The 24,493-nt window shown below is 45.3% G+C and carries 24 protein-coding genes and 1 other annotated feature; of the genes, 10 read left to right on the top strand and 14 right to left on the bottom strand.

Translation table 11 applies throughout. The annotated features are described in order from the left end of the window. The first annotated feature begins 237 nt into the window (after positions 1 to 237). Positions 238 to 585, top strand: coding sequence for a helix-turn-helix domain-containing protein (locus ACIFO6_RS12145; RefSeq protein ID WP_430040908.1), 348 nt, complete (start codon positions 238 to 240; stop codon positions 583 to 585). Between the two features lie 474 nt (positions 586 to 1,059). Here the strand turns inward: ACIFO6_RS12145 and ACIFO6_RS12140 are convergent, their stop codons facing one another. The 5 genes from ACIFO6_RS12140 to ACIFO6_RS12120 form a co-directional block, all read right to left on the bottom strand. Then, on the bottom strand, positions 1,060 to 1,782 hold the full coding sequence (locus ACIFO6_RS12140) for a hypothetical protein (protein WP_430040907.1): 723 nt from the start codon (positions 1,780 to 1,782) through the stop codon (positions 1,060 to 1,062). A 242-nt stretch (positions 1,783 to 2,024) separates the two neighbouring features. Next, positions 2,025 to 3,317 carry a hydroxylamine reductase gene (gene hcp, locus ACIFO6_RS12135; protein WP_430040906.1) on the bottom strand — a complete coding sequence of 431 codons (1,293 nt, stop codon included), beginning with the start codon at positions 3,315 to 3,317 and terminating at the stop codon, positions 2,025 to 2,027. A 96-nt stretch (positions 3,318 to 3,413) separates the two neighbouring features. Further along, the gene (locus ACIFO6_RS12130; protein WP_430040909.1) at positions 3,414 to 4,649 is read right to left on the bottom strand and encodes a response regulator; all 1,236 of its coding nucleotides are present in this window, start codon (positions 4,647 to 4,649) and stop codon (positions 3,414 to 3,416) included. After that, positions 4,609 to 6,687 (bottom strand): cache domain-containing sensor histidine kinase, encoded by a 2,079-nt coding sequence (locus ACIFO6_RS12125; RefSeq protein WP_430040905.1) that lies wholly within the window; start codon positions 6,685 to 6,687, stop codon positions 4,609 to 4,611. Before ACIFO6_RS12125 ends, ACIFO6_RS12130 begins: the two co-directional genes overlap by 41 nt. Beyond that, positions 6,668 to 7,675, bottom strand: a complete 1,008-nt coding sequence (locus ACIFO6_RS12120; RefSeq protein WP_430040904.1) for a substrate-binding domain-containing protein — start codon at positions 7,673 to 7,675, stop codon at positions 6,668 to 6,670. Before ACIFO6_RS12120 ends, ACIFO6_RS12125 begins: the two co-directional genes overlap by 20 nt. A gap of 198 nt (positions 7,676 to 7,873) precedes the next feature. Between ACIFO6_RS12120 and ACIFO6_RS12115 the strand changes: the two genes are divergently transcribed. Further along, a complete protein-coding gene (locus ACIFO6_RS12115) occupies positions 7,874 to 9,100 on the top strand; it encodes an acyltransferase (RefSeq protein ID WP_430040903.1) in 1,227 nt (408 codons plus the stop codon). Positions 9,101 to 9,176: 76 nt separating this feature from the next. On the opposite strand, the gene ACIFO6_RS12110 is transcribed toward ACIFO6_RS12115, so the two are convergent. The 4 genes from ACIFO6_RS12110 to ACIFO6_RS12095 form a co-directional block, all read right to left on the bottom strand. Continuing rightward, complete coding sequence (locus ACIFO6_RS12110; protein WP_430040902.1) at positions 9,177 to 9,683, bottom strand: hypothetical protein; 507 nt, start codon at positions 9,681 to 9,683, stop codon at positions 9,177 to 9,179. Positions 9,684 to 10,143: 460 nt separating this feature from the next. Then, complete coding sequence (locus ACIFO6_RS12105; RefSeq protein WP_430040901.1) at positions 10,144 to 10,341, bottom strand: Spo0E family sporulation regulatory protein-aspartic acid phosphatase; 198 nt, start codon at positions 10,339 to 10,341, stop codon at positions 10,144 to 10,146. Between the two features lie 219 nt (positions 10,342 to 10,560). Beyond that, positions 10,561 to 11,961 carry a helix-turn-helix domain-containing protein gene (locus ACIFO6_RS12100; RefSeq protein ID WP_430040900.1) on the bottom strand — a complete coding sequence of 467 codons (1,401 nt, stop codon included), beginning with the start codon at positions 11,959 to 11,961 and terminating at the stop codon, positions 10,561 to 10,563. Positions 11,962 to 12,001: 40 nt separating this feature from the next. Further along, positions 12,002 to 12,247, bottom strand: coding sequence for a hypothetical protein (locus ACIFO6_RS12095; protein ID WP_430040899.1), 246 nt, complete (start codon positions 12,245 to 12,247; stop codon positions 12,002 to 12,004). 218 nt (positions 12,248 to 12,465) lie between these two features. On the opposite strand from ACIFO6_RS12095, the gene ACIFO6_RS12090 reads away from it, so the two are divergent. Together ACIFO6_RS12090 and ACIFO6_RS12085 are read left to right on the top strand one after the other, a co-directional pair. Further along, the gene (locus ACIFO6_RS12090) at positions 12,466 to 12,912 is read left to right on the top strand and encodes an AbrB/MazE/SpoVT family DNA-binding domain-containing protein (protein ID WP_430040898.1); all 447 of its coding nucleotides are present in this window, start codon (positions 12,466 to 12,468) and stop codon (positions 12,910 to 12,912) included. A gap of 225 nt (positions 12,913 to 13,137) precedes the next feature. Then, positions 13,138 to 13,614, top strand: coding sequence for a L,D-transpeptidase (locus ACIFO6_RS12085; RefSeq protein WP_430040897.1), 477 nt, complete (start codon positions 13,138 to 13,140; stop codon positions 13,612 to 13,614). 38 nt (positions 13,615 to 13,652) lie between these two features. On the opposite strand, the gene ACIFO6_RS12080 is transcribed toward ACIFO6_RS12085, so the two are convergent. Beyond that, positions 13,653 to 14,441, bottom strand: coding sequence for a hypothetical protein (locus ACIFO6_RS12080; RefSeq protein WP_430040896.1), 789 nt, complete (start codon positions 14,439 to 14,441; stop codon positions 13,653 to 13,655). Between the two features lie 235 nt (positions 14,442 to 14,676). Next, positions 14,677 to 15,147, bottom strand: coding sequence for a hypothetical protein (locus tag ACIFO6_RS12075; protein WP_430040895.1), 471 nt, complete (start codon positions 15,145 to 15,147; stop codon positions 14,677 to 14,679). Positions 15,148 to 15,337: 190 nt separating this feature from the next. On the opposite strand from ACIFO6_RS12075, the gene ACIFO6_RS12070 reads away from it, so the two are divergent. Next, on the top strand, positions 15,338 to 16,279 hold the full coding sequence (locus ACIFO6_RS12070) for a hypothetical protein (protein ID WP_430040894.1): 942 nt from the start codon (positions 15,338 to 15,340) through the stop codon (positions 16,277 to 16,279). Between the two features lie 69 nt (positions 16,280 to 16,348). Continuing rightward, a complete protein-coding gene (locus ACIFO6_RS12065; protein WP_014280157.1) occupies positions 16,349 to 16,585 on the top strand; it encodes an NHLP leader peptide family RiPP precursor in 237 nt (78 codons plus the stop codon). Positions 16,586 to 16,682: 97 nt separating this feature from the next. On the opposite strand, the gene ACIFO6_RS12060 is transcribed toward ACIFO6_RS12065, so the two are convergent. Further along, positions 16,683 to 18,572, bottom strand: coding sequence for an ATP-binding protein (locus ACIFO6_RS12060; protein ID WP_430040893.1), 1,890 nt, complete (start codon positions 18,570 to 18,572; stop codon positions 16,683 to 16,685). Between the two features lie 347 nt (positions 18,573 to 18,919). On the opposite strand from ACIFO6_RS12060, the gene ACIFO6_RS12055 reads away from it, so the two are divergent. Further along, positions 18,920 to 19,162 (top strand): hypothetical protein, encoded by a 243-nt coding sequence (locus ACIFO6_RS12055; RefSeq protein WP_430040892.1) that lies wholly within the window; start codon positions 18,920 to 18,922, stop codon positions 19,160 to 19,162. Positions 19,163 to 19,170: 8 nt separating this feature from the next. Further along, on the top strand, positions 19,171 to 19,356 hold the full coding sequence (locus ACIFO6_RS12050; RefSeq protein ID WP_430040891.1) for a hypothetical protein: 186 nt from the start codon (positions 19,171 to 19,173) through the stop codon (positions 19,354 to 19,356). A gap of 108 nt (positions 19,357 to 19,464) precedes the next feature. Here the strand turns inward: ACIFO6_RS12050 and ACIFO6_RS12045 are convergent, their stop codons facing one another. Continuing rightward, positions 19,465 to 20,136 (bottom strand): GNAT family N-acetyltransferase, encoded by a 672-nt coding sequence (locus tag ACIFO6_RS12045; RefSeq protein WP_430040890.1) that lies wholly within the window; start codon positions 20,134 to 20,136, stop codon positions 19,465 to 19,467. Positions 20,137 to 20,152: 16 nt separating this feature from the next. Continuing rightward, positions 20,153 to 21,013 carry a carbon-nitrogen hydrolase family protein gene (locus tag ACIFO6_RS12040; protein ID WP_430040889.1) on the bottom strand — a complete coding sequence of 287 codons (861 nt, stop codon included), beginning with the start codon at positions 21,011 to 21,013 and terminating at the stop codon, positions 20,153 to 20,155. 161 nt (positions 21,014 to 21,174) lie between these two features. Next, positions 21,175 to 21,445, top strand: a binding site (T-box leader). An 86-nt stretch (positions 21,446 to 21,531) separates the two neighbouring features. On the opposite strand from ACIFO6_RS12040, the gene ACIFO6_RS12035 reads away from it, so the two are divergent. Then, positions 21,532 to 22,617 carry a bifunctional 3-deoxy-7-phosphoheptulonate synthase/chorismate mutase gene (locus ACIFO6_RS12035; protein ID WP_430040888.1) on the top strand — a complete coding sequence of 362 codons (1,086 nt, stop codon included), beginning with the start codon at positions 21,532 to 21,534 and terminating at the stop codon, positions 22,615 to 22,617. A gap of 215 nt (positions 22,618 to 22,832) precedes the next feature. Beyond that, positions 22,833 to 24,458 carry a nucleoside hydrolase-like domain-containing protein gene (locus ACIFO6_RS12030; RefSeq protein ID WP_430040887.1) on the top strand — a complete coding sequence of 542 codons (1,626 nt, stop codon included), beginning with the start codon at positions 22,833 to 22,835 and terminating at the stop codon, positions 24,456 to 24,458. Positions 24,459 to 24,493: the final 35 nt, after the last annotated feature.

Raw genomic sequence — 24,493 nt, 5'->3', positions numbered from 1 at the left:
TGGTTAATCAACAGACGTGTTACTATATAGTAGTTTTTAATTCAATTTACTTATTAACAGTTATTAATTAGAAGTAACTCTTTCTCTACACTTCTAACTAGAAGATTTTGCAAAAATCCAATAAGCGACTTCCAATAAATAATATATAGATTGAAAGGGTCTGGTTCGTCTATATATTGCACTTTGGAGCGACTGGAATCGAATTTTGTGAAATCCTTACTATAGAGAGGTGTAATCATGTCTGAACTTTTAGATTTAGTCGGCACACGCATTCGGGATATTCGGAAGTCCAAAGGGCTTTCCCAAGAAGCTTTAGCCGAAAAAGCAGGCTTCAATTCGAGCTATATCGGTTTTATTGAACGCGCAGAGAGAAATATATCTTTGAAAAATCTGGAGAAAATAGCGAAGGCATTGAACGTGGGCGTTTATCAGTTGCTTACATATGTAAAGGAAAATGATGAGCTTGCCGAAGAAGATTCGAGTATAAAAACCATTTTGACTCTGCTAAGAACGCGTGAATCCAAAGATACTGAGCTGGCATTGAAGATTCTTACGGACATATTTGCAAGAATTGATGAGCATTAACCCATAAGTAGCTACGTTCGCATTCACTGGGTGTCAGATCGGTGATTACTTACTCCAGGTACACGAAATCCCCCCAAGGAGGGGGGATTCTTTGAAAAAGTTTACATAAAATGATCGAGAATAATGCTCATTTAAAGATTTTGTTATACAGCTTTATAATTAAGTATGAAAGTACAAAGCAGAATACAAAAGAACCCAGAAAGTCACCCATACCAAAGAAGTAGTTTTCGGCCTCTATACCCATTCTAAATACATTTTGACTACCTGTTACAACCTGAGCTGTACGTAAAGTCAGAAAGGGAAACAGCAACCCATAACTATACTCGTTGAAAGGGCTTCCTGATTCGGGGCTACTCGATCCTTGAGGTTCATATGTCGAAGGGTATATGAATGAGGCCATCATAATTAGAAATGCTAAAATCCAATACTTTTTGGTTTTGAGAAAATTCATGAATCACCTGCCGTAAAGGTTTATTAATAATTGTGTATGCTGTCCTCAAATAATACTGTAATGTCCTGAGAATAACTGAGTGGTGTACCTTTAATCCCCCATGTTAATAAGCCTCTGGCTGTGATATCAGCGCTATTCCCGAGAGCCCTAACATCTCCATCAAGATGTTTCCAGTTGTTTGCGACAGCTATGCCCGTTTGCCAACTGGTAAGCACTTTCCCTCTCATAAATAAGCCATCGTACTTTCTTCCATCACTTGAGTCCCCGATTAAAATGTTGTACTGAATATGCACATAACACCAACCTAACGATGGGACACCGGTCCATACTTCAGCTTCCCTCTTATTGTATGTCTTGTAATTTGGTTTTATGATGCTGTCATTCTCAGGTATCGTTTTGATATTGACCAGCTTGGTTTCAATTGCAGATTTATCTACAAAAAATTGAGAAAGGTATTGTTTCAAATCTTCATCGCTATAATTCTTGATTTTAGCTGCATACTCATCAGTCAATAATTCTTGATCAAAACGAAGAGCTCCTTCATTTGACTTCTTTGCTTCATTCAGCTCTATAATCGCGTTGTTGAGCCTTTTAGCAATCTCATCTTTGTTATAAACACTGTCCATTAATCCACTTGATAAGTTGTTAGAAGAACTATTATTTATATTTATAGCCTCATCTGCAAAAGCCATTGTGGGTACCAACATACTACTTGCCAGCATACCTGCAATAATTCTCTTTTTCATTTTTTTTCAATCTCCTTTAATTTTTCTGTGTGAACACCTTGTATTCAACACATACTCATTTAACCATTATTATCCACATGATGAAATAGTCCATTAGTACCAATATGTTCCACGAAATTAATGTAATAAATTGTTGAACATCCGATAATCATGTCATTTTATGACTTACCACAAAAATATGCAAATAAAAGAAGCCGGGCAATAACACGACTTCTGTTGGAGTTGCAACCATTTTTCGCCCTCTACGACAACGCCAGCATTGCTTGCATATCTTCCTCTGCCGTAGTAATCAGCTTTAAGCCAAACAGCTCTACCAGCACATCCAGCACGCCAGAAGAAATAAATTCGGGCGGCTTCGGCCCGATGCGGATATCCTGAATGCCAAGGCTGAACAAGCCTAGCAGGATGGCAACAGCTTTTTGCTCAAACCAGGACAACACAATGCTGACAGGCAGCTCATTCACCGTACATCCAAAAGCATCCGCTAACGCCAGAGCGATTTTCACCGTAGAACCGGAATTGTTGCATTGCCCCAGATCCATATAACGCGGAATTCCCGTGTCCCCCACGGTGCCATAGTCCACGTCATTAAAGCGGAATTTCCCACAGGACGTGGTTAAAATAACGGTGTCGTTCGGCAGGGAAGTGGCCAGCTCTCGGTAATAGTTGCCGCCTTTGCCTGGTGCGTCACAGCCAGCAATAACGAAAAAGCGGCGAATATGTCCGTCTTTAACCGCCTGAATAATCTCGGGAGCGAGTCCGATAACCGTCTCGTGATGATATCCCGTCGTAAGCACCTGCTCAGATTCTACATCTGCGGGTGGCAGTGCCAGCGCGCGCTCGATCAACGGTGCAAAGTCGTCGTCCGTAATCTTGGCGACGCCCTCCAGCCCGGCTACTTCATAAGAGAAAAACCGATCTGCATACGTGCCTTTAATCGGCATGACGCAGTTCGTCGTGGCGAGAATCGCGCCCGGAAATTCCTCGAACAGTCTGCGCTGATCGTACCAGGCTTTGCCGATATTGCCTTTCAGATGTGCATATTTCTTCAACGCCGGATAACCGTGGGCAGGCAGCATTTCCGAGTGGGTATAGATGTTGATGCCCTTACCTTCGGTCTGCCGCAGCAATTCCTCCAGCGCATACAGATTATGTCCGGTCACGACGATACATTGGCCTTCAATTTTATTCTGGCTGACAGTAATCGGCTGTGGTATGCCAAAACGATCCGTATGCGCATGATCCAGCACATCCATAATCCGTACGGCTGCATTTCCGACCTTCATCGCCATGTCCAAATGCTCTTGTACATTAAAGTTGGAATTGGTTAAGGTCATATATAACGCTTCGTGCGTAATACGATCCACCTCTGGATCGCTATAGCCCAACTGACGAGCATGTGTCGCATAGGCCGCAATGCCTTTTAACGCAAAAATCATCGTATCCTGCAAGCTCGCTATCGTTTCATTCTTGCCGCACACTCCAACTACGGTACATCCGCCACTCGGCGTCTGTTCACACTGATAACAAAACATATCGTTTTCCTCCAAATATGGATAGGTATTTGTTCGTTATCCACAGCGTAACAGACCCCTAAGCGCACAGGTGTGATTACACACACATTTTTCAGCTCACTCCTGATCCGACGCGATCACAGCCATTCCACCGCCTTTGCGATACTGAACAGGGGAAACACCCATGGTCTTTTTAAAAGCGGTGCTAAAATAGTGCTGACTGTCGTATCCCGTACGTTCTGCTATATCATAGATAGACAGCGTGGTAGAATCCAGCAGTTGCACCGCCTTGCGGATACGGGCGCGCGTGACGAGGGTCACGAAGCTGTCGTTTAGCTCTTTTTTGAGCACACGGCTGAGATACACGGCAGATACCTGTAAACGCGAGGCGAGGGATTCCAGTGTCAGCCCCCGGTCTGCAAAGCCTTCCTGAATAAGCTGTCGTGCCCGGCGTACGAGTGGAGACAGCTGCGATTCGCCGTACACACGATCACGACAGGCTTGAAACGCATCAACCGCACCTGCCAAGCCCCCGGCATTTCGTTCCACATGCGTATGAACCGCTATGTTAAGGTAGCGACCAATAGCCTGCTCCATCGTTGCGCCGATGGCTTCGGGTGCCTCCTGCCACAAGCACATGCCGATCAGCCCGTTTGCATCGCGGAACAACACATGCGGCAGGCCCTCCAGCAGCTCGCCAATGATATTTTCAGCGGCAAAAAGAAACAGCTGGCGATCATTCTCGCGCATAATCGTTTGCCGAGCCTCTGCCGCAGGCCACCGCACCACGCCGATCTGAACGGGTGAACGGGATGGAAGACGTAAAAACGCCAGTTGCTCCATCACGTCCTTTCCCGTGTTCTGCCCTTCCAGCCATTCCAGGCAAAAGCGCTGGCGCAGCAGCGGAATATTCCGCTCAATCTGCCCGGCGGCCTGTTCTACATAGGCGGCACGCTTACGCTCTTCGTCCAGCCGCCCGCCGAGCCGCGACAACGCAGCGTGAAGCTGCTCCGCATCGACCGGCTTCAATATATAATCCTCCACGCCAAGTCGGACAGCCTCCTGCGCATACGCAAATTCATCATGACCGGAAATGATCAGACAACGACATTCCGGGCGTTCTTCCCGCAGCCGTCGGATCAGCTCAATGCCGTCCATGAACGGCATATTCATATCAACCAGCAAAATGTCGATGCCAAGCTGTACCGCCAGCTCCAGCGCTTCTTCGCCATCCTCCGCCTCACCCGCAACCTCCATGCCGAGAGCCGTCCAGTCTACGCAATCTCGTATGCCCTCACGAATGATCGGCTCATCATCTGCGATCAGTACCTGGTAACGTTTTGCCGTCATCATCGTCACTTCCGTTAGGGTCTTGTCCGTCAGACTCGTCGTTGTCCAGGTGCCGATGGTGTGTGATTTCATCATCCTGATCCGCTCCTTTATCATGAGGCTTCGTCCATTGTGTCATATCCCGCAGCAACGGATGAATGATCGTAACGCAGGTGCCTGCCCCCTCTTCACTGTCCAATACAATTCCATATTCCTCACCAAAAGATAGCCGTATACGCGCCTGTACATTCAGCATGCCATAGCTCCTGCCGTTCGCATTCACACTGGCTCCACTTGGCTTCTGTTGTCCATCCATCGAGTCCAGCGGTGCTTCCAGCAAATGCCGCAGCTCCCGCAGCCGTTCCACCGTCATCCCTGCACCATTATCACGTACCGTCAGCAGCAGCTTATCTCCCTCAATCCGCGCCTCTACCCCAATCGTGCCGGGTCCGCGTCTGGCCTTAATGCCATGATAAATGGCGTTTTCCACCACAGGCTGAAGCATGAGCTTCAACACGAACAGCTCCCCTAATTCCTCGGGTACGCTTAATTCCCAGCGAAGTCTGTCACGATACCGGGTTTGCTGAATTTGCATATAGCTTGATATATGCTCCATTTCGCTGCGTAGCGGAATAAAGTCATCCCCCTTACTCAACCCGAGACGAAACAATCTGGATAGCGCCCCCACCATGTCGGATACGTCATCTGCCCCGTTTTTACGAGCCATCCAATGAATCGTATCTAAAGTATTGTACAAAAAATGAGGCTTAATATGCTCCTGTAGGCTACGCAGCTCGGCATCCCGCTTCTGGCGCTCCCTTAGCTCGCTAAGCGACATCAAACGGCGAATTTTCGCCAGCATCCGGTTGAAGCTCCTGCCGAGCATCCCGATTTCATCCCCGCGGTCACTCCATTGGCGAACCGTAAGGTCCCCCGTCTCTGCTGTCCGCATATAGGACATCAGCCGGAAAATCGGCTGTGCAATCGAACGCGACAGCCTTAAGGATGCCGTCAATCCGAACAGACATACAATGAAGACAAAGGAAACGACGTAAAATTGAATTTGTCGTACCTCCAGTGTTGATTCCCGCGCCGGAAATACACCCACCGTTCTCCAGCCCGTAAACTCGGAAGCCCGGAACATGAACAGCAATTCCCTTCCTCCAGCTTCACGAGTAAACATCCCGTTGTCACCAGCCCCAAACCATTCCGGGGGAATACGCTTGATCAGCGGCATATCCGGCATATACACGCTACGTCCCTTGGCATCTGTCACCATTAAATATCCTGTTTTGCCTAGAGTTACATCTCTGGCAGCCTGCGACACGGCCCGTAGCTTGAGATCAATCATAATCACGCCCAGCACACGTCCAGTCTGCGAATCCGTCACCGACCGGACGACAGACACGATTTCGCTATCCTTGTACTGAACATGAGTCGTCACATTACGATGGCTCGGCTGTCCCAGTACAGTAAAAATACCTGCATGCTGCACCGCCTGTTTATACCAGTCTTCTTGGGTCAGGCTGCGCGTGCTTCGAGCATACATTTCGTTACTCATATAGTCGCCGTGTTCGTTCACGATCAGAATACCCGCAATCTCGGGATATAACGTGGTAAAGCCCTGCAAAAATTGCTTCATCCCATACAGCGTATCCTGTGCCCGTTCCCCCTGTTGTTTGTCCTGCACAACCGACTGCGCTACTGTACCCGTGTGACCGTCAGCCAGCGTCCGTCCTTGCCAGAACTCCCCGATATCCGGGTTAAAGCCAATCAAATACGTCATGTTCTGCAAATTTTCCATTTTGGTATCCAATGCCTCATTTACCTTGCCAATGAGCTGCATTGTATGGTTTTCCACCTGCCGCTCAATAATTCGTTCCACCGTCCAGTTGACCAGCAGGCCCAATCCCAGTGACGGTACGATGCCAAATAACAGGAATAACAGCATAAGCTGATACCGCAAAGGCATATTGCGCAAGCGCAAACGCTGCATCCTTTGATCCAACCATGCGCGTATACGCTTCCATCTCCGCTGATTATCATTTTGCATAATAATCATCTACATTCGCCCGTGTGACGACGGATATTCCTGTGTCCACCCGTACGGGCAGCGGGGCGTTGTCACCGGAGGAGGAAGGAGCGGGAATCGTCAAATGATGATGCAGATGGAACAGATATTGAAGCGACCAATAGCCCATATTCCACGTTCCCTGAGCAATGGTTGCCGAGATCGTCCCTCCACGGATCATATCCAGAGTCGCTTTATTCGTATCAAAAGAAATAATTTTCAGCGGACGACGGCTCTGTTGGCTCAATACCGCCTCACCGACACCTGTTCCTCCCGTCGCCTCAGTCACAAAAATCCCCGCCAGCTTCGGATACGCCTTCATCAGCCGCAGCGACTCATCCCGGGATACCATCGCGTCACCGCGTCCATCTGCCACTTCCACCACCTTCATGGCAGGATATTGTCGCTGAATGGTGTCACGAAAGCCACGGGAACGCTCCTCATGATTTTGCTGACCGGGTAACGTCAGAACAGCGACTTCGCCTTCCCGTCCCAGCAGCTCTGCCATTTTGTCCGCAGCAGTCACACCCGCCTTGTAATTGTCCGTCCCCAAAAAAGAATACGCCCGGCTGCCCGGCGCCCCTGCATCGAACAGCACCACAGGGATGCCCGCGTCCAGTGCCTTATTAATCGCCGGGATCAGCGAGTGTGGATCAATCGCGGAAATCGCAATCCCTGCGGGCTTCCGGGCAATCGCCTGCTCGATCACGGTCGTCTGCTCCTGCGCATCATAACGGGTAGCCCCCCGATACTCGACGGTCACACCCATCGCATCCCCGGCATCCTCAAAGCCCTTAAGCCCGCTTTTCCAATACTCCAAACCGGACTGGAACGTAATCATGATATACGTTTCTCCAATGCTGCCGCGTAGCCCTTTTTCCTCCCAGGTTCCGTTCAACGGCCCGGATTGTTCGTACCTGAACACATACAAAGCAAAGGCCGCAATCAGCAAAATATATACCAGCAGTGTTTTTTTCATCCTTCCTCCCCCCTTTCTGTACCCATCCCAAAGTTGTGAATTTACTTAGATTGTAAACGCAATCATATCAAATGGGAACTACTTCCACTCCTCCAACTTTCAGGTAGTGTTAATCCTGCACTAATATTTCTGCGTTACAATACCTAAATTGTGTTATGGAGAAGCTATACGATTTCTTTGGGAAAAGGAGTGATAGGGATGAGCAAGCCGCGTATCGCGGAGTGGACAGAACTGCGGGGTCTTGCCTACCTCGCTGTCGTGCTTCAGCATTGCATTGGTGAATATATTTACCGCAGCGATATCCAGCAGCCGGATTCCGTTATGCTCGCGATGCTGTATCATTTGACACGCTTTGGCACACCGACGTTCGTTTTCCTGTCTGCGGCGCTGCTTTTTTATAATGGCAATAAACCCATTAGCTATCCTCGTTACATGGGCAGGCGGTTTCGGGATATTTATGTTCCATTTCTCTGCTGGACGGTCGTGTATTGGGTATGTAACCAGAACTGGTCAACGGCGCAGTGGGGAAATATTTATTTTTACAAGGGCATGTTCGAGGAAATGATTATACCTGTCAGCGGATATCATCTATGGTTTGTGGTGATGATTTTTCAGTTTTATATTTTGTTTCCCTTATTTGCAAAAGCAGCCGGGCATGTGCAAACATTCCTCCGTCGCTACAGCACCAAAAAACGCAAACAGCTCGTTCTGATTGTAATGCTGACAGCAGCGGCGGCCTATGCTCTGCTCCTGCAATGGTCCTACTATGACATGACTGCGTGGGGCACCAGATTACCTTCCCTTTGGCAGACTCTGCTGGATTACCGCACCTACAACTTTGTCATGTACTTTTTCTATTTTATGCTGGGCGCGGTATGTGCCTATATGACGGACACGTGGCGGGGACTAGCTAAGCAGACGTTGCCGTGGAATGTATTTGTCTTTATTGGTCTGTTCATGCTCATGGGTCACACGATGCTGATCCAGTCGGGCGATACGATGAATCTGAATATTTCCACCTATCTCAAGCCAAGTACCTTTGTGCTGATTGTCTCACAGTTGCTTTTGTTATACGGATTACTGCTCCATTTGCAAAAAGACCAGCGCTCCGAGCCGTTCCGCCGCATGCTGAACTGGATCGGACGTTATTCCTTCGGGGGATATCTGGCTCATGCACTCGTGCTGGCCTTCATATCCTACTTCACCCGCCCGCTTTCACTGGGCGATCATCATTTTACGGCGACACTGCTTACGTTTGTCGTCGTGGCAAGTGTTTCTCTCGGCATCAGCTGGCTGTTCGCCCATCTGCCGGGAGGCAACTGGATAGTCGGCTCCAAAGGCAAACAGCGCTTGACCTGGCCGTTTCGGTTTCAGCCGCTTTCCTCCAAGCGCACTTCCAAAGGCACGCAGGAGCTTGGCTCATAGAAAAAGAGATGCTATAACACTAAAAAAGGCCGACACTTGGCCGACCTGATCCATCTTCAATACAACTATGAAATAATTACAATTCTCCCCGTGAAGTACCTATACGAACTGCGAGTTCACCAGACATGTAATCATTACCTGAGGTAAGGCTTACATAAAACTTACCGGTAGACCAAGCATTCGAGCTAACTTCACTATAAGTCTGGCCAGGTTTTACAGTTCCAGAAAGCTTCTGCGTACCTGATGGTGAACCTTGATTTACGGAAAACTTAATTGGTTGGTTGCCGTCATTACGTATCCACACCTTAACATATCCATATCTTGAAGGAATTTCAAAATCCTCTGTAAGCTCTGTATTACGAAGAGTTCTATTGACCACCGATTTGGTTTCCTGAGGAGTAATAACATGATCTCCCGTTTTTGGCGTATTCACAGCTGTTGATTCATTTGCAGACTGAGTCACTTGTACTGAGTCTGATGTAGCTGGGGCTAGATCGGTCGTAGCTGCGGCAGAAGCAGTTAATGGAATGGCAACGGCTAAAGACATAACAGATAATAATGAAGCTTTTTTAATCCTTCTCATATTCCTAGCCTTCTCTCTCATGAAATTGTGTTGTACCTAAACTGATTTCAACTCACTCTAATTAAATGGAATGAATAATAAGTGACCACCTCTTTCCAAGACAGGAATGGTCTTTATTAATCAACTCCCAGTATGTATAAGCTCCAATTATGCTATATGACTAATAAAGAATTTCCAAAAGTACAGCAATATCATTTAGCAGCTATACTTTCTACAATTATATGTCTTATTTTACATTATAAATTTGTTGTCATTTTTCAATAGGAATTTGGACAATCGTACCCATCGCTATACAAAGTGTGTATCTCCCCAATTCAATAACATATTATTACATGTGTATGTACATGTATTTTATTTTTAAATTAGTCATTATATAGAATAATGAAAAACGTTATGTGGGAGAAGTCACTGTTTTCAATAAAAGGAATGGGGGGATGGACTGAATATAGCATCGTCGTTGTCAATGTTTTGGATCTAACCATAGTGAGGTAGATTTCTGGTGAAACATACGGTTGTACTGATTAATCAGTTCATCCAAAAGCATAGACTGCTCAAGTACACAAGCGTGTCCGAAGCCATACTCTTCGTAAAGATCATGCAAGTGTTGTCTGGCGTATTCCATCTGTTGAATTAACGTTAACGTTTCATCCCTGTTCATCCTGCATACCTCCTAGTGAATCTCATTTTAGGAGGTAATGAACAAATACTTCATATCTTTTTTTGAGCCAAGAAATTACAAAATAATCCAGAAAAAGACCAGCAATAAGCTGGTCTATTGGTGAAAATTGATTAAGCTGTGCCAATATGTCCATTAGTTTGGATTGTACTAGAGCTTGGAATTCCAGTTAGAACTGGTAGTGCAAATACCAGTAAAAAGCTAGTTGTTGCCAAAACTAAAGCCATCTTCTTGATCATTTTTCTCCCACACCTCCTCATAAGCAGAATGAAATTGTGCCTGCGTATTAGGATCGGCATACTCATTGAAACGTAAAAATAAGCCTGCACAATTAGAAACAAGTAATACATGGTTAATTATACCAGCTTTTTTCAATGCGTCTATTAAGCATTTAAACCCATAAAGGTATCTTCCTTTAAATAGATTGTATTTAGCTAACTTATACCAGAATCGTACAGTTTCTTCGAGTATAACTTGTTGCTCTGTCAGTGTATTTATATGTGGTTGATTTGTATACGCTGCAATTTTGGGTTCAAAGTGATGAAGAATATGGTCAATGTCGATGTTGTGCCGATTAGCTACTTCTATAACGTTTAACAGTTCAGCAAAAATATGTTGTTCTCCTGATATATAGGCGACGTAATCCGGAAGCACGCTAATATCTCCAGACATAAGCTTATTAACGCAGGTATTAATTTTTGACCATTGCTGGAATTTACCTAGCCAATAAAGCGTATCAGAGTCCTTCTCCTTCACCCAACTTAGATCGGTATAACGACGAATGTGTTCTAGTGCCTGTTCATGATCTCCTTTTGCATCGCAAGCAGTAGCACACAGAAGTTCTGCGTAAGCTATGTATACAAACAGCGGCCTACTTAGCTTTTTTCGTGGCTTTGTCCCTTTTCGCTTGGAGTTGTGAGCCCAATTATATTGGAGCTGTCCCATTCGACCCATTCGGTGTGCAAATTCTTGAACCTTGTCCCACAGGCTTAATGATCTGTACACGTTTGCTAAATCTTTTAAAGCATCTAATTGCTCTATCTCGTCCAAGCGATCAACAAAAGGGGCAAATTCGGTGGCAGCTTGAAGATTGACAGTTCTATCATGCCCGATATTGATTTGGAACAGGCGATACTGGCAGATCGCCAATCGCTCTGAATGCTGGTGCTTCTCACTTTCAGCCACCTTCTTGTACAGGTATGCCGCTGCTTCATTGTAGCCGTCTTTGTACACATTTTCTGCAACATCAAAGAGCGACGGCGGATAAGTAGGGTTATCCAACAACAGAACTACAACTCGCTGCAAGCAGTCCAGTCGCCCTAGCTCAATGCATCGGTATAGGAAGGGACAGATCTTTTTCCAGTTGAGTGGAGATTCTTCAATACACTCTTCAATGTAACGTTCGTAAAAATAATCCAGTGGTAAATTCATGCCCGCAGTAATGCAATCCAATTGGTGAACAGAAATAGAACGATTGCCCGTCACAATGCTACTAACTGTACCTACATTTAAATCAATAATGCGACCAAACTCGGTCATAGTTAAGCCTTTTCGTTTTAGATAGGTTTGAATTTCTGCTCGTATCGTAGGTGTGATTTCCATGGATAAACCACCCTTTCAGCTTTTTCATAGGATTCCAATTTCAAAAAAAATTATAGTTTGGGAATGTATAGTAAAATCTATCATTTTGTCTATCCATGACAATACCATCTTTTGGCACAAAAATAAATACTATTATTTTATTGCTTTTTATCTTTTTAATAGGAGAGTATTGGATGATGGCTGTAAAAATGACAAGGAATTTAGAAGCTTTTGGTAGACTCGTAATTCCCAAAGAAATACTCATAACCTGTGATATTTGCGCAAATGATGCTATAGAATTTTTCACAGATGAAGAAAAAGGTATCCTATCCCTAAAAAAATACATTGGTCAGTCTTGTAAGTTTTGTCAATCTACCGAAGAATTAAGTTACTTTAAGGGTTCTCTTATATGTACAAGCTGTAGATATGTGCTCAAGAGTCATCCAAAGCCCGTGTAAGTCAGCTCATACCAAATATTGTTTGATCAGACAGGTGACAGTTAAGAAAATAAAAGGAGAAGATCACTTGAAAAATACAGGTATGACACGTCCCTTGGATACGTTAGGCCGGATTGTTGTTCCTAAGGAAATGCGAACCATTATGGGTATTGATGTTGGCGATCCTTTAGAATTTTATGTAGATGTTGAAACTGGATTTTTGAGTATGCGCAAGTATGTTGGAGTCGCCTGCAACTTGTGCAATGCGGTTGAGTCTTTAACCTATTTCAGAGGTTCATTTTTATGTAAGAAATGTATACACGACCTGAAAGGTAACATAGGTGTGAGTCCAATACCTGTTCCTGTTGTTAAGAAACCGTACAAAGAAAAAAGAGCAAATCGGTCGTCTTCAAAAGAATTGGCTGCACAACTACGAGGACTCATGAGAGAGCATCCTACAGCCAAGCAAGGCGACTATGCCAAATGGCTTGGCGTGTCACAAGGCCGTATTTCACAGCTTAAAAAGCTGTTATAGGCATCGCTCAGCATTATCCACATTTTAAGGGTGATATGAACCGTGCAAGTAATTTTTTAGAAAACTTAAAAAAATACGAATGACTCGTTGTATTTATCGACGCCAAATTGCCTATCTAAGTGAAGAGCGAAATTGATACAAACACCACAAAAGAATGTGGAGCCGTTCTGGTGTTTGCTACTCCATCAAATTCACTCTCAATAAAACAATTGGAGGCGTCTAACAATGGGTTTTCACATTCTTGCTAATTTTCCGGCTAATCGGGATTATAAAGGTATTCTGAAAGTATACAACGACAACGGTACACTGGTATTTGGTCCTGTCGAAGCTTTGGGTCGCGGGTCAAATGATGAAGCGAACGGTGGCGACCATACCAACTGGAAGCGTAAAAATGCAGATATTCCTACTGGTGTAGCCAAATGTAAAGTTTATGCTAAGGGTTCTTCGGAGTATTCTTACGGTCCCTACAAACGTGTATGGCTAAATGAAGCAGTCAGTGGGAATTTCTTAATTGCTGCACAGAACGGTCGGGATGAGATTATGATCCATGGTGGAGATCCTGCTCCAAGCTCTTCTGCCACTTGGTATCCATTACGCCCAACCTATGGCTGTATCCGACTCTCGAATAGTAATCAGCAGGCACTGATTCAAATCTTGGAGGCAAACGGAAGTTCCGGAAAAATTACAATTTCCGAGGTTTAAAAAAACAGGGCGGGAGCAAATCCCGCCCTTCTTGCTTGTCAATTTACTTGGTATTTATCAAGCTTTAACCATTGTTGAAATTCTTTTTCACTTATTTTTTTAACAGTCTTCACTTTTTTAGTGATCATAGAGTACGTATACAGTCTTTTTTGATCGGATGGATGTTCACTTATATAGTTCAATTGATCCCCATTTTTATTCCATAAAATCAAACTTGTACTAATGTAATCTGTTTCTCTAGGTAAAAAAGTAAACGTACCTTTGGGGGAATCGTAAATGGCTATGGAGCTTCTGGCAGGATCTCCGTATGAGAAAGCCAGTTGATCTGCTTTTGGTGACCAATTATAGGAATTTATTGTTTCAATATTTTTCTTGCCAGCAGCGCTTAAATGGTCATTTAATATTATATGCTTTCCATTTTTCATATCTATTAGCAGCACCGTCTCCCCTGCGCTACGTCGTGTTTGTATAGCGAGCCAATCATTTGAAGGTGATACTGAAATACTCGATATATCACGCAGCTTATCATCAAAACCATCTGTTTTGATTGTGTAGACCTTTTCCCCTTTTTGGATCGTTATGGATGTAATAACGCTTTTTTCAGAGCCTGGTACATTTTTTAGCTCTGTTTTTTTCGCCGTTACCGTAATATTCTTTTCTTTCCAAATCACTTGGCCTTGGCTCTCGCTCTTTTTAAATTTTGCTATCGACTGATATACTGATGGATTTTGGGTTCCTGCATTAGCCATAGAAATACCACTTAAGCTGCCCACAAGCACTATGCTCGACAGGAAAGCAGTAGCATATTTTGCTCTAAAATTCTTCATTGGAATAGCTCCTTTAAAAAAAGTATTGACCTACAGATATTTAGTGCCACAATTTGTTCCAAGCCTTTCCTAAAATGATATCTATATACATAGACGATCAAATCGAAATTTTGTTGCTTTCCTCAAGGATTTTACAGATAAATTTTGGATGGAGCATGGCGGATATGTGGAGGATATCATCTGCTGAGGGCAGTCATAACCGCTGCCTTACTCTGACGGAGAGGGGAATTTTAACTTAGTTTTCATTCACCGAGGTTGAGGGGGTCCCTGGCTCCCGCTTCAATTGGGCTTCATGTGGAGCCACGGACTTACGGTCGAATGTAATCGGGCCTTTACGGTTCACGAGTCGTTTCAGATCGACGGTCATTTCATTTTTCAGCTTGTCAATGAGCTGTTCCTCTTTGATCCCTTTGCTTTTAGCAATATCGGCCAACGATTTGCCTTGTCCCAGCTCATTCTCCAACCGGGCAGGAGTGATACCCAGAAGCTTGGCGATTTTCTCGTTCAGATGGTAATTCCAGCCGCCTGGCCCTTTACCATGTCCGTGTCCATGTCTATGAACATGTCCTTGGCTTGATGCGTTGGGAGCAGGAGCTTGCAATGGGTTGCCCGGTTCAGTACCGGAAGCTCCGGCTGCCCCCGCAGTCCCATACATCATCACCCCTCCATATAGAATAGCAGTGGTCAATTTCCATTGGTTTTTCATGATGCAGACCCTTCTTTCGTCCTTTTTCTACTATATTTTCTCTTTCTGCTTTTTTTATTCACTCTACAGATGCTCGTAAATTTCTTAATGTAAAAATAACAAAATGTTGAAAATTGCAATCTGTTTTATAATGGCGGGTAACAACTAGATATCGCTATAAAATTATCTATAAGAGATGCAGGTGATAGCGATGGAATGGTATTTTGCATACAAAGATGAATTGGAAATTGTTTTCCGTCAAGCGGAAGAACGGACAGCCGCGTTTCCTGCTCCATTTCAGAGTCAGGGCTTGGACTATCTGGCCCGTTTTAATCCGTTAAGGGAAGACAGCACGCGCAACTACATATGCTACTTGCTTCCGTTCTGGCTGCAGGAACTCACCGGGCTGGCTCCCGAAATTTGCCGTAAGCTGTCACTCGGCAACGTGTTCGTCATGGCTCATTATTTGATTCAGGACGATGTGATGGACACAGCGGCAGACAACCGCAAAACGCAACTCGCTTTAAGCCAATTGTTCTATACCGAATGCTTGGACATATACCGGGACCTTTTTCCGGCGTCCTCTCCTTTTTGGACGTATGCCCGAACGTATATCGGTGAATGGGCCGTTAGTGTGACATCTGAGGGTGCAAAGGACTTTTTTCAGGGGGAACGACATCAGGTGGCGCTGAAAGCCAGTCCGTTAAAAATGGCTGGCACGGGCGCTTTGCTGCTCGCTGGGCGGGCCGATCTGATCCAGGCCATTACAGACATGACAGATACAGCGCTGGTTGTACTTCAAATGTCGGATGACTGGGCGGACTGGGCGGAGGACGTGGAGGAAAATAGCTACAACTGCCTATTGTCCCACATCAGCGCCGAGCAGAAGACGGCTTATCGCGAAGGACTGGGACCAGAGCAGATTCGGGAGGCGATTTATGTACGCGGGGCGCTTGCCAGTTACGTGAGTATTGCCGATCAAGCGGTCCAGCAGTTGGAAAATCTGGAGCCTGACATCCCTGGACTGCGTATGTTCACACGTTCTATCGCAGAAGAGCTGGGTGAAGAGGCGGCAGAAATTGAAGCCGGACGTTCACATTTGCGAAGAGGCGGACTGGATTTCTGGCTCTCCAAAAATATGAAACAATGCTAGATTTTTACGAGTCTTTCGTGGTATACTGACTAGGTAAATATAACCAATTGAATGAGAGGGTGATTTTTGGTGGCTACTGAAGTTCTTCAAACACAGGTCATTCAAAAAGCGTGGGAGGATGCCAGTTTTAGAGAAAAACTGATGACAGATCCCAAGTCTGCAATCCGTGATGTGTTAGGAGTCGTTATCCCCGATCACATCCAAATCAAAACATTAGAGGAAACACCCGATCAATTTTATCTGGTCATCCCTCCAGACCCTTCAGGTGTGCTCGCTTCATCTCAAAAACCACGCTCCATGTGGTAAATTTGTTTTTGTAGGCTTACTGGTTTTATAATCGTCACACCATGCGGGTGGGTTCGGCAAGCTTCCTTCCATTTTCCCTAGCACAAAAAGCCGGATATTATCCGGCTACAGGGAAGCGGATGGTCGCTTCTGTTCCCACCCCTTTTGCACTTGTAAAAGAAATTTTGCCGTTCATCGTTTCAATAATCCGAAAGGTCACCATCATACCTAATCCTGTGCCTTTGGTCTTATTGGAAAAGTAAGGCTCACCCAGTCTGGACAAGGTCTGCGCGTCCATTCCTTCGCCATTATCCCGAATATGAATAACAGCTTCTCCGTTTTCCACATAGGCCCATATATGAATATGACCCTGATCTCGCAAGGCTTCAATGCTGTTTTTAATAATGTTGATGAACGCCTGCTTGAACTTGGAGGAATTCCCGCGCACTTTGATTTCCTGGGGAATATCCAAAGAAATTTTGCCGCCTTGCAAATTAGCCATCGGACTGATGATTCCTTCAATATGCTTAAATTCATCCAGGATGGACAAGGTTTTGGTTTGCTCAAATTCAGGCTTGGCAAATGTCAGAAAATCAGTGATAATCCCGGAGGCACGATCCAGCTCTTCCAGCGCGATTTGCAGATAGTCTTTGTTTTTTCCATCCTCCTGCTTGCTCATCAACTGGAGAAATCCACGAGTAACCTGAAGCGGATTGCGTACCTCATGAGCTACAGATGCAGCCAGATCGCTAATAATCTCCATTTTCTCCGAACGCTGGAGCTCATTATTGAACATCTCTAGCTCTCTGGAATACCGAACCACCTGCTTATGCTTCTCTGCCAGTCTTCTGCCCAGAATCGCAATCAGTGCCAGCACAAAGCCGAATACGCCCCATTTCCACATAATCATATTGTAGTGTCCGTCCCTGACGAAGAACCAGGTCAGTTCACCGATGGAAATGACTGCGAAAAATGCAAAGCCTATGGATAAAATAATCGCTTCGTGATCTCCCTTAAGCGCCATGCGAATCGAAGCAAATACCAGCAATACAAGTAATGCCACGAGTAAAACACACAGGATGGTTACACTGAAAAAATAATATATATTGTTTAACCGTTCCTGTACCCCTAAATTCACAATCATCATTGTAAAGCAAAATAAAGAGTAAAATGTCAGCACTTTTCTAAATTTGCGAATCAGTATGATCGAGTTAATATTTTGTTCAAAAAAGTAAGCTAATGAGGGTAGCAGAATAAACAACCCTACATCAAAAAGCTGTAAATAAAGCTTGCCGTAGCTGCGATAGAACGTATACAGGAAGGGTGAATACGTCACGATCATCAGACCAATAGACAGCACGATTGCGCTGAGGGACAGCCACATTGCCATGCTTGGACGGAACAGAAAAAATGAGCAGATCAGCAGCACCAGAGCTATAAATATAAAGGTACTGCCCAGTACGATATCCAGAACATCCATTCTGACCAAGGTTCCCAGCAAATCACGATATTCACCAGTCATCACATTTCCCATAATGCCCAGTCTATTCTTGCTGCTTTCCGTCCATATGTATAATGTTTTACCGCTGTCTTCCGGTTTAAGCGGGATCAGAATACGATTATTTTCATAATTGTACCCGCGATAGGACTCATAAAAATTGATGCCGTCCTTATACAGCGTAATATGTCTGCCATAAATATTTTCAAAAAGCACCGCTGGCGTTTCATCATTCAGCGTTGGGAGCTGAAGGCGAATCCAGGCAGAGCCAGTATTTGCGGGCTGCCTGAACAACGCTGAATCATCATTAATATGCATCCAAACTTTGCTTGGGTCCTGCACCTCATCGAGTGATCCATCCTCCCCTTCCACTCCCCATCTCATATCCCAGGAGGATATCCGGGTTTCCATTTCAGGGGTCGTTTTGGCCGCATACGTGGGTAGGCCTATCGACAACAGTATTACAATGACCGCCAGCAGGGCGGCGACAGCTTTGGGCACAAGCCTCATGTTAAGCACCTCAAAGTTACATAGTAGGATTCACAAAAATGTATGTTGTTTATCATTTTTCAACGTCTTGGAATAATATTATTCTATACGATGATGTTCATACCTTCTTCATAAGAAGGGTATCATGTTCTTTCCACTCATTTTTTGTCAAATCTTATTGATTATGATCATTTCCTGTCCTCTTATCATATCATAGCAGTTACCGAAAAAAACGTTCATTGGGAATGGCAACATCCCGATTTCGCATGATTTTAACCTCGTACACACACACTAACCCAAGGTTTGATCGTTCTGCCGTTTGGGTAAGGTCGGAATAAGCAATAAAAGAACAAAGGAGCTGGAGTACGATGGCAAACCGAGATCATATAAATGATGAGCTTCATGACAACGATTTTGAGCCTTCCCTACAAAATGCAGAAAAGAATTGGGAAAACCTGACCGAAGGACCGGATACTCCACTGGAAAACGTTCCCGATGCCGATGATTTTTCCCCCGACAGCCCCATTGACCCTTCCGCTCCAGCGGAATTTCTACATGGCACGGATTTACTGAATGGTGCCGATGGGGATGAAAATGACGAAAGGAGTTGAGATCCGTTATGTATAAAGATCCCATGTCTCAGGCAGATATGGCATACAAACGCTACAAAGCCTTGAATCCTGTGGAAGAGGATGACCGCAGGTCTGCGGACAAGTCCAATACAGATGATACCGAGCACTATCTTGTCGAAAACATTCCGCGAGGCGTCGCATCGGCAAAGCCTGTACCCAACGACCAGGCATGATCAGGGAACACATATGGAAGTAAATAGGGTGTCTCCGCAAGTCATACAGTTGATGAATGGCTTGCTCGGAGGCACCCTATACTCCTTTTTATGTAGAGTTGTAGTGACTTAGTGATCGGTATGAAACGGATTTCGCCATTCCATCAAGGCCGCATAATTACGCGATTGTTCATCATCCAGATAATCAGGCATGATACCAACAGGCACCCGCCCGCAACGAAGCAGGAACGTTAACACCGGGTCCTTGAGCTCTCCGGATACTACTGCATCTACATACGCTTCTGCGCTTAACTGGTCTGTATGATGCTGATAACCGGGCATACGTCCCGCGCCCAGCAAACGATCCACTCCACGCTCAATGACAAGATGGTATAAGGAGAAAATCAACCACTTGCCCAGCCCCAGTCTACGATAAGCGGGACGAACGGCCAAGTCGATCACATACAGCGCGTTACCGTCCTCACGATGGGTACGAATATAACCATCGTCCGCAATTTCCTCCCATGTATGCTGGGGATGCTCGGGATCATAATGCATCAGCAGGCTGGTCACCGAACCCGCCAGTTCCCCTTCAATTTCCACACACAGCGCTCCGTCTGCAAAATGCTCAACCTGACTGGCAATCTGCTCCCGGCTCCACAATAGCTCCTGCGGATAGGGCGGCGGAAAGCTCTCCTGCTGAATACGCAGCAGCCCCTCATAATCGGCTATGGAATAATTACGGATGACCGCCCGCAGCGGGCGATCTCCGTCAAAGACAAACCATTCTTTGCGATACATGACGACCTTCCTTTCGTTAGCTCCAGTCTGTGTACAAATCCGTACGGCGGTCACGCCATGTGGTCACTGATCCGCGCTCACGCACATCATACAATAGCTGCAAATCCAGATCGGCGGTGACGATCATATCGTTGTTTAACTCACCTTCCACCATAATGCCGCGTGGCGGAAATGGAATATCATTTGGTGTAATGACTGCCGCCTGTCCATAGTTGGCCCGCATAAAATCAACCGTAGGCAAAGCGCCTACAGTGCCTGTCAAAACTACATACACCTGATTTTCAACCGCTCTGGCGTGGCTTGTATACCGTACCCGGTAAAAACCGTGGCGATCATCCGTACAGGATGGACAGAAAATGATATCTGCTCCCTTCGCCTTCGCCATGCGTACGATTTCGGGAAATTCAATATCATAGCAGGTCAGCATCGCTATTTTACCCTTGGATGTCTCAAACACATTTAGCCCCTCGCCGGGAGCCATATTCCATTCGTGCACCTCAGTGGGTGTGATGTGAATTTTGTCCTGAGTGACTACACGTCCGTCCGGGTAAAACAAGTGTGCCGTATTATATAAACGTCCGTTTCGCTGCACCACATGCGTACCACCGATAATATGCATCCCCGTCCGGCGGGCGAATGAAGTGAATAATTCAAGATAGCGATCTGTAAAATCCGGCAGGTCGTTAATGGTCAGTGCCTTGCCTTGACGGTCACCAATCGACATGAGCTGGGTCGTAAAAAACTCGGGAAACAGAACAAATTCCGCACCAAATTCCTCGGCTGTTTTGATATAATGCTCCGATTGAAGGGCAAATTCCTCGAACGAATCAATCGTATGCAGATGGTATTGAACCGCCGATACTCTGATTTTGCTCATAATTCCTCCTTGTACATAACGTCTTTTAGATGGCAAGGGATTCCCGTTGCTGTTCACATTATAACCGATTCAAAACCGGGCGAGAACCGAACCTGACAAACAGGTCTTGCCTTCTGCACCTACTTTGTTTAAAATAAGGACAACTCTTTTGAATCACATGAACAAAGACATGGACGGAGATAAGTAAACGTCTACCGGATTTCCACAGAAAGGTACGTATTGCTGAGAGCGTACCGAAATCCCGCGTTGAAATTCACTCCCGAGTCGAGCCTTGAACCAGCATAAGATTCATTTCTTATCTGCATTAGAGGTTTCCGGAAGCCCCCGTTACGGGCATCAAGCTCAGAGGTTGCTACTGTCGTCTAGAATGACGTTGACGACTTGTATGTATACTTCTGTAATTAGGGTGGTACCACGGCATTCGTCCCTTGCGGCGAGTGCCTTTTTGTGTTATTTTCTGAAAAAAGGTCTATGGATTGACAGAAAAAACAATTTTTATTCGTGAAAGGATGTTATGTATGTCGACAAATGAAAATTCTTTGGAGCTGCTGCGGGAACAGCTCGATGCTACCAACCTGCAATTGCTGGAGCTGCTGTCGCAGCGTGCTGAACTGGCTGGACAACTTGGTCAATTAAAGGAAGCTCAAGGGGTGCCTGACTTTGATCCGGTGCGCGAGCAGCAAATGCTGGACAAGCTGATCGCCGCGAACCGCGGACCGTTCGACGACGCTACGATCCGCCAGCTGTTCAAAAATATTTTCAAGGCTTCGCTGAACTACCAAAAAGAAGAACACAAAAAGCATCTGATCGTCAGCCGCAAAAATCAGCCGGATAGCACGGTCATCAAGGTGAAGGACACGCTCGTTGGTGGCAAAGCCTCCGTTATGGTTGCAGGTCCCTGCTCGGTGGAAAGCTACCAGCAAACCCGTGAAGTCGGGGAAGCTCTGAAAGAGGCAGGCGTTCCGATTCTTCGTGGTGGCGCGTTCAAGCCGCGTACGTCTCCGTATGATTTCCAAGGGCTGGGCATTGAGGGTCTGCAAATTCTCAAACGTGTAGGCGATGAGCTGGGACTGGCTACAATCAGTGAAATCGTCGACCCAAGACATTTGGAGGAAGCGATCCAATACATCGACATCATTCAAATTGGTGCGCGTAACATGCATAACTTCGAGCTGCTCAAGGCTGCCGGCGAAACAAGAACTCCGATCCTGCTCAAACGCGGACTTGCTGCTACAATGGAAGAATTCCTGCACGCCGCGGAATACATCGTTTCCCGTGGCAATACGCAAGTCATGCTGATCGAACGCGGTATTCGTACGTATGAGAAATGGACTCGCAACACGCTGGACATTTCCGCCGTGCCGATTTTGAAAAAGGAAAGCCATCTGCCTGTTCTGGTCGACGTGACCCACTCTACAGGACGTAAGGACATCCTCGCTCCTTGTGCCAAGGCCGCACTTGCTGCTGGGGCTGACGGGATCATGGTGGAAGTCCATCCGAACCCGGCAGTCGCTTTGTCTGATGCCCAGCAACAGCTGAATATTCCTGAATTCCACAACTTCCTGTCCGAAGTAAAAGAATCGGGTTTGTTCAAAGTGAACTAAATCGCTTTCATTTTCTCGGATTATGATGTAATATCAAATCAGGATTGTGACTGATAATGCAGGCAAAACCTAAATACATGTATGCTCAATTTCTTTTTGACGCATAATGTATTTAGGTTTTTTTTATACCTAAAACTAGATATAAAACCATCCATGTATATACAGTCTTAATCCTAAAAAAACATCATGTGTACGTTCAGGAAGGGGAAAAGAAAATGAGAGAAAGAAAATGGTTAAACGTTTTCCTATTAGGTATGATATGTATGTTGGTCATCAGCGGTTGCAGCGGCGGAAAAGCTCCTGCTGTTGCAAAGGATGAAAAAGCTGCTCCAGCCAAAGAACAAGTGGACAATAAAGTAGAAGCTAAAGCGACGAAGGCTAGAACCGTTATTACAACCGATGGAGAAGTCGATGATATGAATTCAGTTATTCGCTTCCTCCTCTATTCTAATGAAATGGACTTGTCCGGTATCGTACTGACCAGTTCCGTGTACCATTATGCAGGTGATGAAAAAGCAGGCATAAAGCCATTCAGATGGACTGGAACTCAATGGGTAACGGATATGATCGATGCTTATGGAGAAATTTACCCTAATCTAACGAAACAAGCCGAAGGATATCCAAAGCCTGAATATATTAAAAGCGTGACCAAGATCGGCAATATTTCATACAAAGGTGAGATGGACAAAGAAACAGAAGGATCTAATTTCCTTAAAAATCTTTTCCTGGATAATGACAAAAGAGATTTATATGTACAAACCTGGGGTGGCACAAATACGACGGCCAGAGCTTTAAAATCCATTGAGGACGAATACAAAAATACAGCTCAATGGGCTGATATCCAAAAAAAGGTGAGCGATAAGCTCGTTCTTTATATCATTTTGGATCAGGATGACAGCTACAATAAGTACATTGCAAAAAATTGGCCGAACATCAGAATTATCAATGATCAATCTAACTTCTGGCATTTTGCATATGCTTGGAAAATGCACACGGAAGAAGTCAACAGCAAGCTACATGGGGATTGGAACTTCAAAAATATCCAAAATGGTCACGGCAAATTGCTCGATATGTACGCTTTGATGGGCGATGGAAAAATGATTCCCGGTGAATTGGCTGAAGAACAAAGAGGCAGTGAGGCTTATTTAAAGAAAAATCCACAATATGATAAATATGATTTTATCTCTGAAGGAGACTCTCCATCATTCTTCTACCTGATTGATAACGGTCTGCGGAGTATGGAAAACCCAACCTATGGTGGCTGGGGCGGTCGTTTCGGTGTGGTTAACGATAAATTGTTTAGAAATACCGTGTTAGACTATGATGTGTATACGAAAAAATTCGAGGCGGAATATTCGCTGATGAGATGGTTTGATGATATTCAAAATGACTTTGCAGCTCGTGCAGATTGGGCGATTGCATCGGACTATAAAGATGCCAATCATAATCCAACTTTAAGCATTAAAGAAGGATTAGATGTAGCAGCTAGTCCTGGAGAGAAAATAACACTGCATGCAGAAGGATCAGACCCGGACGGCGATCAATTAACCTACAAATGGTGGAGATATTTTGAAGCCGATACGTATGAAGATTCTAAAGTAAAACCCGCGGAAGTGAAGCCTGAATTGCTGGGTAACATGCAGCTTGGACTTCATAGAGAGGTCGCCAAGGGTGAGAAATTAAATACGATTGACCTGCAAGGCAACGATACAAATACGGTAAGCTTTACAGTTCCCGCAGATGCCAAGTCTGGAAATACGATTCATATCATCGCAGAGGTACAAGACAATGGAAAGCATCAGCTAAAACATTACCAACGTGTGATTGTAACTGTAAAATAACGGACGGAACGTCCAATCGAGTAGGAGGCTACCCA

This window comes from Paenibacillus sp. NRS-1781, assembly GCF_050467745.1.
Taxonomy (GTDB): Bacteria; Bacillota; Bacilli; order Paenibacillales; family Paenibacillaceae; genus Paenibacillus; species Paenibacillus terrae_A.
Note: the sequence above shows the minus strand (reverse complement) of the source record. Positions and strands in the feature narration are given on the sequence as shown.